14 protein-coding genes are annotated in these 12,361 nt (G+C 68.0%); all 14 read right to left on the bottom strand.

Annotated elements, in window-relative coordinates; translation table 11 throughout:
• Positions 1-4: 4 nt before the first annotated feature.
• Entirely contained in the window at positions 5-808 is an 804-nt protein-coding gene (ybgF, locus tag LG380_RS00415; RefSeq protein ID WP_225763085.1) for a tol-pal system protein YbgF, read from the bottom strand.
• 6 nt (positions 809-814) lie between these two features.
• Positions 815-1,327 (bottom strand): peptidoglycan-associated lipoprotein Pal, encoded by a 513-nt coding sequence (pal, locus tag LG380_RS00410; RefSeq protein ID WP_225763084.1) that lies wholly within the window; start codon positions 1,325-1,327, stop codon positions 815-817.
• Between the two features lie 61 nt (positions 1,328-1,388).
• Positions 1,389-2,705: a Tol-Pal system beta propeller repeat protein TolB gene (gene tolB, locus LG380_RS00405; RefSeq protein WP_225763083.1), complete on the bottom strand. Its 1,317-nt coding sequence runs from the start codon at positions 2,703-2,705 to the stop codon at positions 1,389-1,391.
• Between the two features lie 229 nt (positions 2,706-2,934).
• Positions 2,935-4,008: a cell envelope integrity protein TolA gene (gene tolA, locus LG380_RS00400; protein WP_225763082.1), complete on the bottom strand. Its 1,074-nt coding sequence runs from the start codon at positions 4,006-4,008 to the stop codon at positions 2,935-2,937.
• On the bottom strand, positions 3,998-4,435 hold the full coding sequence (tolR, locus tag LG380_RS00395; RefSeq protein ID WP_225763081.1) for a protein TolR: 438 nt from the start codon (positions 4,433-4,435) through the stop codon (positions 3,998-4,000). The genes tolA and tolR overlap by 11 nt, the downstream gene beginning before the upstream one ends.
• A 37-nt stretch (positions 4,436-4,472) precedes the next feature.
• The gene (gene tolQ, locus LG380_RS00390; RefSeq protein ID WP_225763080.1) at positions 4,473-5,249 is read right to left on the bottom strand and encodes a protein TolQ; all 777 of its coding nucleotides are present in this window, start codon (positions 5,247-5,249) and stop codon (positions 4,473-4,475) included.
• Positions 5,250-5,259: 10 nt separating this feature from the next.
• Positions 5,260-5,712: a tol-pal system-associated acyl-CoA thioesterase gene (ybgC, locus tag LG380_RS00385; RefSeq protein ID WP_225763079.1), complete on the bottom strand. Its 453-nt coding sequence runs from the start codon at positions 5,710-5,712 to the stop codon at positions 5,260-5,262.
• Positions 5,681-6,727 (bottom strand): Holliday junction branch migration DNA helicase RuvB, encoded by a 1,047-nt coding sequence (gene ruvB, locus LG380_RS00380; RefSeq protein ID WP_225763078.1) that lies wholly within the window; start codon positions 6,725-6,727, stop codon positions 5,681-5,683. Before ruvB ends, ybgC begins: the two co-directional genes overlap by 32 nt.
• Before the next feature lie 40 nt (positions 6,728-6,767).
• On the bottom strand, positions 6,768-8,627 hold the full coding sequence (locus LG380_RS00375) for a potassium transporter Kup (RefSeq protein WP_225766384.1): 1,860 nt from the start codon (positions 8,625-8,627) through the stop codon (positions 6,768-6,770).
• A 108-nt stretch (positions 8,628-8,735) separates the two neighbouring features.
• Positions 8,736-9,323 (bottom strand): Holliday junction branch migration protein RuvA, encoded by a 588-nt coding sequence (gene ruvA, locus LG380_RS00370; RefSeq protein ID WP_225763077.1) that lies wholly within the window; start codon positions 9,321-9,323, stop codon positions 8,736-8,738.
• A gap of 10 nt (positions 9,324-9,333) precedes the next feature.
• Complete coding sequence (ruvC, locus tag LG380_RS00365) at positions 9,334-9,855, bottom strand: crossover junction endodeoxyribonuclease RuvC (protein ID WP_225763076.1); 522 nt, start codon at positions 9,853-9,855, stop codon at positions 9,334-9,336.
• Positions 9,856-9,969: 114 nt separating this feature from the next.
• Positions 9,970-10,701, bottom strand: a complete 732-nt coding sequence (locus LG380_RS00360) for a YebC/PmpR family DNA-binding transcriptional regulator (RefSeq protein WP_225763075.1) — start codon at positions 10,699-10,701, stop codon at positions 9,970-9,972.
• Positions 10,702-10,764: 63 nt separating this feature from the next.
• The gene (locus tag LG380_RS00355; protein WP_225763074.1) at positions 10,765-11,436 is read right to left on the bottom strand and encodes an alpha/beta fold hydrolase; all 672 of its coding nucleotides are present in this window, start codon (positions 11,434-11,436) and stop codon (positions 10,765-10,767) included.
• A gap of 44 nt (positions 11,437-11,480) precedes the next feature.
• Positions 11,481-12,314 carry an AraC family transcriptional regulator gene (locus tag LG380_RS00350; RefSeq protein ID WP_225763073.1) on the bottom strand — a complete coding sequence of 278 codons (834 nt, stop codon included), beginning with the start codon at positions 12,312-12,314 and terminating at the stop codon, positions 11,481-11,483.
• Positions 12,315-12,361 lie beyond the last annotated feature (47 nt).

The following is a 12,361-nucleotide window of genomic DNA, read 5'->3' as shown; positions in this document are numbered from 1 at the left end:
GCGGTCAGCGCAACTGCTGGCCGAGGCGGATCGACTGCAGGCGGTCCTGCGCGGTGCGGGCGGCATCGCTGCCCGGATACTGGGAAATCACCTGCGCCAGGGTCTTCTCTGCCTGCGCCAGGTCACCCAGTCCGTACTGGGACAGGCCCAGCTTCAACAGGCCGCCAGCGGCCTTGTCGTGGGTCGGGTAGCGGGCCACCAGGTCGCGGAACTGCGCCTGCGCCAGCTCGAAATTGCGGGTGGCGTAATAGCTCTCGCCCAGCCAGTACAACGCATTGGGGGTGTAGACGCCATTGGGGTAGAGCTCGAGGAAGCTCTGGAACAGCTCGGCCGAATCGTCGTACTTGCCGCCCTTGAGGGCGTCGAAGGCGACGTTGTAGGCGACCCGTTCGTCACCGGCCACCGCCAGGGTGCCGGCATCGCCCCGCACGGTCGGCGGGCGTTCGGAAATCACGGGCTTGGCCGGCGGAGTTGCCGCCGCCGGGCTTGCCGGGGGATTGGCTGGCAGGACCGGCGCGGCGCCGCCTTCCAGCCGGTTCAGGCGGCCATCCAGGTCCAGGTACTGGTCGCGGCTGCGCTGCTTGAGCTGTTCGTTCTCATGCTGCAGCTGTTCGATCATGTCCTGCATCTGCACCACCTGGGTACGCAGCTGCTGCAGCTGGTTCAGGAGGTCAGTGTTGGCCTGGGTGTTGGACGCCTGCTGCTCGAGCACGGCAACGCGGTCGGCAAGGCTCTGCCGCTGGGCGTACGCCGGCGCGGCGGCCAAGAAGGCCGCCGCGACGAGCATCGATGTCAGTCGAAGACGCATCGATTATTACTGAGCGGTGTAGACGATCTCGACGCGACGGTTCTGCGACCAGCAGCCTTCGCCGGACTCGGTGCAGACCGGACGCTCTTCACCGTAGCTGACGACGGTCAGCTGGCTGCCCGAACCACCGTTGGCCTGCAGGGCCGAGGACACCGCGTTGCCGCGACGCTCGCCCAGACCCAGGTTGTACTCGCGGCTGCCGCGCTCGTCGGCATGGCCCTGCAGGGTGATGCGCGAGGACGGACGGTCACGCAGGTACTTGGCGTGGCAGGACATGATCGCCTGGAATTCCGGCTTCAGGCTGTCCTGGTCCAGGTCGAAGTACACGACGCGCTGACGTAGGCAGGCGTCGGTGTCGAGGTCGCCCGGGCCGTACAGGCCGGAGGTGCTCGGGGAGGTCGGGGCAGTCGGGGCGGTCTCGACCGGAGCCTGCGGCTCTTCCTTGACCTTCTTCGAGCAGCCGGCCAGGACGGCAATGGACATCAGAGAAACAAGCAGAACTCGGGTGGACTTGTTCATGGCAGTACCTTTTAGGCTCCTATAAGCCAATACGGGGGTTTACAAAGCGAAATATTAACATTTAACGCGAACTGCGATAGGGGGACCAGGAAGGTTCCCGGACGTCTCCGTCGGCCAGTACGAGACGCTGCCGGACCCGCGCATCGGCGGATACGGCGTACAGCACACCACGGCCCCCCTCGCGGGCGGCGTACAACACCATGCTGGCGTTCGGGGCAAAGCTGGGCGATTCATCCAGCGACCCCGGCGACAGCGTGCTCCAGCGCGGGGACCCGAGGCTGCGGTCCATCATCGCGATCTTGTAGGTATTGCCACTGCCCTGGGCCACGGCGAGCTTGGTGCCGTCGAACGAGAGGCTGGGAGTGGCGTTGTAGTTGCCCTGGAAGGTGACGCGGCTGGCGCTGCCGCCGCTGGCCGCGACCTGGTAGATCTGCGGGCGGCCGCCACGGTCGGAGGTGAAGTAGATCGAGCTGCCGTCCGGGGCCCAGGTCGGCTCGGTATCGATGCCGAAGTGGTTGGTCAGCTGGGTCAGCGCCTTGCTGCCCAGGTCCATCACGTAGATCTCGGGATTGCCGCTGCGCGACAGCGACAGGGCAAGACGTCGGCCGTCTGGGGAGAAGGACGGAGCGCCGTTGATGCCGCGGAAGCTGGAAACCAGCTCGCGCGCGCCGGTGGCGATGTCCTGGATGTAGATCGAGGAATTGCCGCGCTCGAAGCTGACGTAGGCCAGCTTGCGGCCATCCGGGCTCCAACTCGGCGACAGTAGCGGCTCAGCCGAGCGCACGATGGTCTGCGGGTTGTAGCCATCCGAATCGGCCACCATCAGCGCATAGCGCATGTTGCCGCCGCGACCGCTGGCGGTGACGTAGGCAATGCGGGTCCAGAAGGCGCCGCGGATGCCGAGGATCTTCTCGTAGATCGCATCGGCCATCTGGTGGGCCACGTCGCGCATGGCGTTGGAACGGGCGGTCATTGCCAGGCCGAGCATGCGCTCGCCCTTGGCCACATCGAACAGCTCGTACTCGACGCGGTAGGCGCCTTCGCCGGCGTCCTGCACGCGGCCGACCACCAGGTAGTCCTGCTTTAGCGCGCGCCAGGTCGGGTACTGGACCTCGCTGCCACGGGTCGGGCGCTCGACGATCTGCGCTTCGGGCAGGGTGCGGAACTGGCCCGAGCGCTCCAGGTCGGCGCGTACCACCGCGGCCACATCGGTCTGCGGGGCACTGCCGCCACCCTGGTACGGCATGGGCACGATGGTGATTGGCAGCGCGGAGGCATTGCCGCCCACGATGTCGATTTCCAGGCCCTGCTGGGCCAGCGCCGCGAACGGCAACAACAGGGCAGTGATGGCACAGAGCCAGCGCGGCATTTTCTTCATGGGTCGCTCAGTGTTCCGGGCAGGGAATTGCAAGGGATAGCAGCACACAGGTGAACATTTTCGCAATCATGAACGAACACGGCGTGAAAGCGGTGTGGCCGTGGCGCCTGCTGCCTTGCACCGGCCCGATACAAACAGCCCCATAACGGGGGCTGCATCGATACCGGATGGATGGACCGCACATTGGACGATGGATCCTGATCCACAGGCCGCGCGCCTGCCCGGGAGGTTAGCGGTCGCGCGCCTCGAAATTGAAGTTCAATGTGCGCTGGAACACGCTCTCGAAGCCCCGGTACGGCAACGGCTGTGCGCGCAGGATCGCCGCCTCGACCGAGCGCCGGCCGGCGTCGTCGTACGGGCAACTGCTGCCGAACTGCACCTCGACCACCTCACCGCCCGGGAGCTGGCGGATGGTCAGGCGGCAGCGCTGGCCGCGCGGCACCGAATCCGGGCGTACCCACTGATTGAGCACCGCCTGCTGGATGGCGGCCGCGTACTTGGCCGCCAGGTCATCGCTGCTGCCACCGGCGCCCGGCGCGGCCTGGCTGGTGCCGCTGGCCGCGGCGCTGGCGGTGGCCTGGTTGGCGCGCGCCTGGGCGACCTGGCGCAGCCTCTGCTCGGCCAGCTGTGCTTCCTTCTCGGCCTGGGCGCGTCGCGCGCGCAGCTCGGCGATCTTCTTCTGCCGTTCTTCCTCGGCCTTGGCCTCGGATGCCTTGCGCTGTTCCTCGGCGAGCTTTTTCTGGCGGTCGGCCTCTTCCTGCTGTTTGGCCAGCCGCAGTTTCTGCTCGGCCTCCTCGACGCGCTTGCGCTCGGTCAGGTCGATCTGTTCCTGGCGGCGCTTGGCCTCCTGCTCCTGGCGCGCTTTTTCCTGCGACACCGCCAGCGCGCTGACGCGTTCCTGGTCGATGGTGTCCGGCTCGGCGATGCGCTCCTGGGCGTTGTGCTGCTGCGGCGTGGGCGCGTCCTGAGGACGCGGCTCGGGCAGCGGTTGCGGCGGCGGCACGGTGTCCTCAGGAACCGGCACCGGCTCGGCTTCGGCCTCGGAAACCGGATCGGGCAGCGGCGGCAGGTTTTCCGAATCGCGCAGCGCCTTGCGGGCCGCAGCGCTTTCGGCGGCCGACACCTCGAGGCTGGCCTCGATGCTCGGATCACCGGCAGCGGCATCGACGCTGCGCTGCGGCGACCACAGCCAGGCCAGCGCGAAGATCACCGCCACCAGCAGGTGGACGGCCAGCGCCAGCAGGACCGGGCGACCCCAGCCCTCTTCCTGACGCGGCGACGGCGGCAGCGCCTCAGCGTGCATTGCCGCCCGCATCGGTCAGCAGCCCCACCTTCTCCACCTTGGCGCGCTTGAGCGCGTCCATGGCGTCGATGACCTTTTCATACGGCACGCTGCGGTCGGCGGCGACCACCACCCGCACGTCCTTGTCCTGCGAGACCAGCGCGGCCATCTGCGCCTGCAGCGCGGCCCGGTCCATCGCCTCGGGCTTGCCCTCGGGCAGCTGCAGTGCCATCTGGCCGCGGCTGTCGACGGTGACCACGATCGGATCCTGCTTGCTTTCCAGCGCCTTGGCATTGGAGCTGGGCAGCTCGACATCGATGCTCAGCGTCAGCAGCGGCGCGGTCACCATGAAGATGATCAGCAGCACCAGCATCACGTCGATGTACGGCACGACGTTGATTTCGGACTTGAGTTTGCGGCGCTTGCGGCGCGCGGATGACAGGCTCATGGAAGGTTCCTGCGTTGGTTGGCGGACGCCGGTCCGATCATTCGTCGACGGCGGCCTGGCGCTGCAGGATGGAGCTGAACTCGTCGGAGAAGGTTTCGTAGCGCACCGACAGCCGTTCCACGCGGGTGGTGAAGCGGTTGTAGGCCCACACCGCCGGAATCGCGACGAACAGGCCGATGGCGGTGGCGAACAACGCTTCGGAAATGCCCGGGGCGACAGAGGCGATGCCGCTTGATTCGCCGCTGTTGATCATGTCGTGCATGGTCACCATGATGCCGAACACCGTGCCCACCAGGCCCACGTACGGGGCGGTGGAGCCGATGTTGGCCAGCAGCTCGAGGTTGCGTTCCAGCCCATCGACCTCGCGGGCGTAGGCGGTGCGCATGGCGCGCTGCGCGCCTTCGAGCTGGATGCGGCCATCCAAGCGACGCTTGTCACGCAGGCGGGTGAACTCACGGAAGCCGGACTCGAAGATCGCTTCAAGGCCGCTGACCTGGCGGTTGCGGTCGGTGGCCGCCGAGTACAGCTTGCCGAGGTCCGCGCCGGACCAGAAGCGGTTCTCGAACTCGTCGGCAGCGGCGTTGGCTTCCTTGAACACGCGTGCCTTGCGGAAGATGATCACCCAGCTGATGAACGAGCCGGCCAACAGCAGCAGCACGATCAGCTTCACCGGCAGGCTGGCCTTGAGCATCAGGTCCAGGTAGTTGATGCCGCCATGCGCGGCACCACCCAAGGTCTCGGCCGCGGCGCTGGTGACCTCCTCCGGCAGGGCTTCGACCACGGTGGCCTGCAGGGCCAGGAGCAATGCGATCATCCGTTGTTCCTCAATGTTCGGATTCTTTGGTTTCGAGATTCTTCAACGCCTGGTACAGCGCGTCGTCCATGCCGCGCGGCCGGAAATCGCTGGCCGACAACGCCGCGATCCTGACCTGCGCGGTGAGCAGCAGCTCCTCGTCGCGGCGCACGGTCTGCACGAACTGCATGCTGGCCCGCCGGCACGATGCCAGCGAGGCAGTGACCCGGAGGTCATCGTCCAGCCGCGCTGGCCTGAGGAAGTCCATCTGCATCGCGCGTACCGCGAACACGAGGTCGTGCTCGGCGCGCATCCGCTCCTGACCGTATCCCTGCGCCCGCATCCATTCGGTGCGTGCCCGTTCCATGAAAGCGACGTAGCGGGCGTGGTAGACCACCCCGCCAGCGTCGGTATCTTCCCAGTAGACGCGTGTCGGCCAACTGAATACGGATTCAGCCATGGTCGGGCTCCGCGAACAGATCATCGGTCGGCACCGCGGCCGCCTTGGGCTTGAGCCCCAGGTGCCGGTACGCCTTGTTCGTGGCCATGCGGCCGCGGGCGGTCCGCACCAGGAAGCCCTGCTGGATCAGGTAGGGCTCGACCACGTCCTCGAGTGTGCCGCGTTCCTCGGACAGCGCCGCGGCCAGCGACTCGATTCCGACCGGGCCGCCATCGAAATAGTCCACCAAGGTGCGCAGCAGGCGGCGATCGAGTTCGTCGAAACCTTCCGGATCGACCTTGAGCATCTGCATGGCCGCCTGCGCCACCGGCTGGTCGATGTGGCCGCTGGCCTTGACCTGGGCGTAGTCGCGTACGCGCCGCAGCAGGCGGTTGGCGATGCGCGGGGTACCACGCGAGCGTCGCGCGATCTCGCCGGCGCCGTCGGCGGTGCAGTCGATGCCCAGGATCTGCGCCGAGCGGCGCACGATGCGGGTCAGCTCCTCGGGCGAGTAGAACTCCAGCCGCTGGACGATGCCGAAACGGTCGCGCAGCGGCGCGGTCAGCAGGCCGGCGCGGGTGGTGGCGCCGATCAGGGTGAACGGCGGCAGGTCGATCTTGATCGAGCGTGCGGCCGGGCCTTCGCCGATCATGATGTCGATCTGGAAGTCTTCCATCGCCGGGTACAGCACTTCCTCGACCACGGGCGAGAGACGGTGGATCTCATCGACGAACAGCACGTCGTGCGGCTGCAGGTTGGTCAGCAGCGCGGCCAGGTCGCCGGCCTTCTCGATCACCGGGCCGGAAGTGACCCGCAGGTTCACTCCCAGCTCGTTGGCGATGACATGGCTGAGCGTGGTCTTGCCCAGGCCGGGCGGGCCGAAGATCAGCACGTGGTCGAGGGCATCGCCACGGGCCTTGGCCGCCTCGATGTAGATCTCCAGCTGCTCGCGGACCGCGACCTGGCCAAGGTAGTCGGCCAGGCGGCGCGGGCGGATGCTGGCGTCGGCCGCGTCATCCTCGCGGGTGGCGCCGGCGCCAATGATGCGGTCTTGGGTCATGGGCCAATTATGCGGGAAGCGGGCGCGTACGGGCGCGCGGTCAGATCTCCACCTGCGCGCCCAGCTCAACCAGGCGGTTGCCCGGGATGCGGAAGAAGCCGGTGGCAGGCGCGGCGTTGCGGTGCATGACCGCGAACAGCTTGTCGCGCCAGACCGGCATGCCACGCTTGGCACTGGCGACGATGGTCTCGCGGCTGGCGAAGAAGGTGGTGTCCATCGGGTCGAAATAGATGCCGCCGCGATCACACGAGCGCATCAGCGCCAGCGGCACGTCCGGCGTCTCCATGAAGCCGAACCGGACATGGACCCGGTAGAACTCGTCGCCGATCGATTCCATCTTCAGCCGCTGCGCGTCGGCCGCGTACGGCACCGGCAGCGTTTCCACGTGCAGGAACACATTGCGTTCGTGCAGCACCTTGTTGTGCTTGAGGTTGTGCATCAGCGCATGCGGGACCACGTTCGGGTCGGCGGTCAGGAACACCGCGGTGCCCTGCACCCGCACCGGCGGCGCCAGCATCAGCCCGGGCAGGAAGGTGTCCAGGCGGATACCGTCCTTCTGCAGCTCGCCATGCAGCAGTTCGCGGCCGCGGCGCCAGGTACGCATCATGGTGAAGGCGGTGATGCCGATGAACAGCGGCACCCACGCGCCGATGCCGGTGACCAGCTTCGCGCCGTTGGCGAACAGGAAGGCCAGGTCGATCACCAGGAACACGCCGCACAACGGCAGCACCCAGCGGCGGGAATCGGGCCAGCGCGTGTACGCGACGATCGCCAGCAACAGGGTGTCGATCAGCATGGTGCCGGTGACCGACAGGCCGTAAGCCGTGGCCAGCGCGCCCGAGCTCTGGAAGCTCAGCACCAGCACCACCACCGCCAGGTACAGCATCAGGTTGACCGACGGCACGTAGATCTGGCCGATCGTGTCCTTGGAGGTGTACTTGATGTGCAGGCGCGGCAGGTACCCCAGCTGGATGGCCTGGCGGGTCACCGAGAACGCACCGGTGATGACGGCCTGCGAGGCCACCGCCGCCGCCGTGGTGGCCAGCACCAGCATCGGGATCTGCGCCCAGTCCGGGATGGACATGTAGAACGGGTTGGCCACCGCCTCGGGATGGCGCAGCAGCACGGCGCCCTGGCCGTAGTAGTTCAGCACCAGCGCCGGCAGCACGAAACCGAACCAGCCCCAGCGGATGGGTTTCTTGCCGAAGTGCCCCATGTCGGCGTACAGCGCCTCGCCGCCGGTGACGGTCAGCACCACCGCACCCAGGATCAGCACCGCGTGCCAGTCGTGGGTGACGAAGAAGTGCCAGGCCCAGAACGGATTCAGCGCCGCGAGCACCGATGGGTTCTGGGCGATGTTGTAGATGCCGAAGCCGGCCAGCACGATGAACCAGGTGATCATCACCGGGCCGAACGCCTTGCCCACCTTCGCGGTGCCGAAGCGCTGGAACGCGAACAGGCCGGTCAGGATCACCAGGCTGATCGGCACCACCCATCGGGTGAAGACCGGCGACACCACCTCCAGGCCCTCCACCGCGCCCAGCACGGTGATGGGCGGCGTGATCATGCCGTCGCCGAAGAACAGGGCCGCACCGAAGATGCCGAGGATGCCGACCGTATAGTTCAGGCGCGAGCCTTTGGTCAGGCTGCGCTGCGCCAGCGCGGTCAGCGCCATGATGCCGCCCTCGCCGTCGTTGTCGGCGCGCATGATCACGATGACGTACTTCAACGTCACCACCAGCAGCAGCGACCAGAAACCCAGCGACAGCAGCCCGCGGACCGTGTCCGCATCCGGCGTCAGGCCGAAGTGCGGATGGAACATTTCCTTGATGGTGTACAGCGGGCTGGTGCCGATGTCGCCGAACACCACGCCGACGGCGCCCGCCACCAGGGCGACCATGCCGGCCTTCGAATGGCCGTGTTGCCCGGCGTCGTGGGGAGATGAGGGGGTGGACATGGCGGCCGAAAGGGTAGCGCTGTGAAAGTGAAGGGGTGCTCTAGGCGACGGTCAGCGCAGCGCCGACTGCAGCGCCTTACGGATGATCGTCGCGGCCTCGTCGCCTGGCGCAGTGGCGTCGCGCGCCATGCGGGTGGCTTCGGCCGGTTTGTAGCCCAGCTGCTGCAGGGCGATGGTCGCCTCGGACTGCGGATCGGCCGGCAAGGCACTGATGCCGCCCACGCCGGTGCCGATCAGGTCGGCCGCGCGGTCGCGCAGCTCGACCACCATGCGCTCGGCGGTCTTCTTGCCGATGCCGGGGATGCGGGTCAGCGCGGTGATGTCACCGGCCTGGATCAGCCGCGCAAACTCGTCGACGCTGGCACCGGAGAGCACCGCCAGTGCGATCTTCGCGCCGATGCCGGTGACCTTCTGCACGTCGCGGAACAGCCGCCGCTCGCCCTCGCGCAGGAAGCCGTACAGCGAGACGCTGTCCTCCTTCTGCGCGTAATGGGTGAACAGCACCACCTCGCGGCCCACGTCGGGCAGGTCGTAGAAGGTGCTCATCGGCGCTTCCAGCTCGTAACCGACGCCATTGACGTCGATCATCAGCCACGGCGGAGCCTTGTAGGCGAGGATGCCGCGCAGGCGTCCGATCATGGGTTGGTCCTCATTTGCGACTCCAGGCCTGGCGCACGTCCACGCCCAGCCGGTTGGCGGTGGCGCGCACATGCGCATGGGTGATGGCCACGGCCAGTGCATCGGCGGCGTCGGCCTGCAGCTTGCCGCCCAGGTTCAACATCAGCCCGACCATGTGCTGCACCTGTTCCTTCTGTGCACCGCCACGACCGACCACGGCCAGCTTGATCTCCGAGGCGGCGTACTCGTGCACCGGCAGGTCGCGCATGACCACGGCGCTGATCGCCGCGCCGCGCGCCTGGCCGAGCTTGAGTGCCGAATCCGGGTTCCTGGCCATGAACACCTTCTCGATGGCCACTTCCTGCGGCTGGTACTGCTCGACCAGCGCAGACAGGCCGACCACGAGCATCTTCAGGCGCTGGGCGAAACCGTCCGCACCCAGCAGCACCAGCGGTGCGTGGTAGACGTAGCTGGTGCGGCCACTGGCGTCGACGTCGATGATGCCGACGCCGGTGCGCTGCGAGCCCGGGTCGATCCCGAGGATGCGGGTCATCGGCGCGGGCAGCACCGGGTCTGGAACAGCGCGCGCAGCCCGCCGGAGCGGGCGCGCGCCGGGGCGTTGCGGCGGATCACGGTGGTGATGCCGGGATCCGGCACGCGGCGCTGCTTACGCATACGCGTCCGCACCGAGTTCGGCGTTGGAGTAGACCTCCTGCACGTCGTCCAGGTCCTCGAGCATGTCCAGCAGCTTCCTGACCTGCAGCGCGACCTCGCCCTCGACCTTGATGTCGTTGTCGGCGCGGAAGGTGATCTCGGCATGGTCGGGGACCAGGCCGGCAGCGGCCATCGCGTCCTTGACCACGTTGAAGGCTTCCGGCGCGGTGACCACGTCGATCGAGCCATCGTCCGGGTAGACGACGATGTCGTCGGCACCGGCCTCGATCGCCGCCTCGGTGATCTTTTCCTCGTCCGCGCCCGGGGCATAGCTGAGCACGCCCAGGCGCCTGAACATGAAGGCCACCGAGCCTTCGGTGCCCATGTTGCCGCCGCACTTGGAGAAGGCGTGGCGCACGTCGGCCACGGTACGCACGCGGTTGTCGGTCAGGCAGTCGACGATGACCGCCACGCCGCCCGGGGCATAGCCCTCGTAGCGCACTTCCTCGTACTCGACGCCTTCCAGCTCGCCGGTGGCCTTCTTGATGGCGCGCTCGATCACGTCCTTGGACATGTTCGCCGACAGACCCTTGTCCATGGCCACGCGCAGGCGAGGGTTGTTGTTGGGGTCGCCTCCACCGCCGCGGGCGGCGACGCCGATCTCACGGATGATCTTGGTGAAAATCTTGCCGCGCTTCGCGTCGGACGCGTTCTTGCGGGCCTCGATGGAGGGACCTCTACCCATGGGACTTTCCATACATCTGCAGGGAACAGGCGGCGAATTCTACCTGATCCCTGCCTTGGACTCTCAGGCGGCGCAGGCCGGCGCGTCGGCCCCGAAGCGGCCATGGCGCAGGAAGGCGGCAGTCTGCCGCGCCGCCTCGGCCGAGAGCACCAGCCCGCTGTGGCTGGCCGAGACCACGCAGTGGTCGCGCAGGCCGGGCAGCCGGGTTTCGGCCAGCGCCACGGTGCCATCGGACTGGTGGTCGATCGCCCCCAGCAGGCAGCCCAGTCCGTGCGGCACGGTGCCGGCGACCAGGCCGACCTCGGCCGCGCCGTTCCATTCGCGCAGGCCCTGCTGCAGCAGGCCGCCGCTGCGCCCCAGCGCGACCGACCAGCCACGCTCGCCAAGCAGGCGTGCGGTGCCGCTGCCCAGCAACGGCGAGCCCAGGCAGACCACGCGTGGCACCGGCAGCTCGGGCGCCTGGCGCAGCGCCTCCAGCGCGACCAGGCCACCCAGGCTGTGGCCGACCAGCGCGACCGGCCCGGACTGGCGCAGGCGCTGGACCAGGCTGGGCACGGCGACGTCCGGCCCGCCAAACACGCTGGCGTACCCAAAGACGTCCACGTCGAACCCATGCGCACGCAGCCGCCAGGCCAGCGGCTCCACCCACACCCGCGCATTCCAGATGCCATGCAGCAGCAGGACGCGGGAGATGGTGGCCCCGGCGGAAGCGGGTTGGTGGCTAGCGATGCCCATGGCCGCATTGGACACAGCCACGTGGCAACGGGCGATGAAGTGGCTCAACCGGCCACGTCCGGCACGGCAGTGCGCCGCCATGCCCCCGGGCTCAGCCCGCTCTGCGCCTTGAAGGCGCGCGACAGCGCCGCCTCGCTGCCGTAGCCGACATCGCTGGCGATCAACTTCAGTGGCCGGCCCTGGCGCAGGGCCTGCTGCGCCAGCCCGACCCGCCAGGCCTGCAGGTACTGCCCGGGGGTGAGGCCGAGCACCTGGCGGAAGGTGGTGGCAAACACGGTGCGCGACATCCCCGCGACCTGGGCCAGGGACTCCAGCGACCAGTCGCTGGCGGGGGCCTCATGCATTGCCACCAGCGGGTGGCGCAGGCGCGGATGGCCCAGGCCCGCCAGCATCCCGGCCCGCACCTGCCCGCCCTCCATCAACTGGCGCAGCACCTGGATCATCACCACCTCGAACAGCCGGTTGACCAGGGCGCCGCGTCCGCACCGCTGTTCGAACGCTTCGTCGAACAGCAGGGCCAGCACCGGGGCCGCCCCCTGCACCTCGTCCAGCGGCAGGCACACCACGTCCGGCAGTGCGGCGCACAGCGGGTTCTGCGTGCCGCCGTGGAATTGAAGGTTGGCGCAGGCCATGTCCGCGCCGCGCTCCGGGTCGCTGACGAAGCGGTGGGTCAGCGGCCGCGGATACAGCAGCAGGCTGGGACGCTCGATCCGCAACGCTCCCCTGCCATGGAACACCTCCAGCGGACCGCGCTGGATCAGGTGGAACTGCCCGGTGCCCGCGCCCTCGAGCGTGTTGATGCCGCACAGCGCGCCGGCGTGGAAGACCTCGGCCGAGATCGGGAAGCGATCCAGCAGTACCGCGAGCCGGTCGACCATCTCGTACTCCTGATCAATTTTTCAGAACTATCAAAATCAAATCGTAC

Source organism: Stenotrophomonas sp. Marseille-Q4652, assembly GCF_916618915.1.
GTDB lineage: Bacteria > Pseudomonadota > Gammaproteobacteria > Xanthomonadales > Xanthomonadaceae > Stenotrophomonas.
This window is presented reverse-complemented; position numbering and strand designations above follow the sequence as displayed.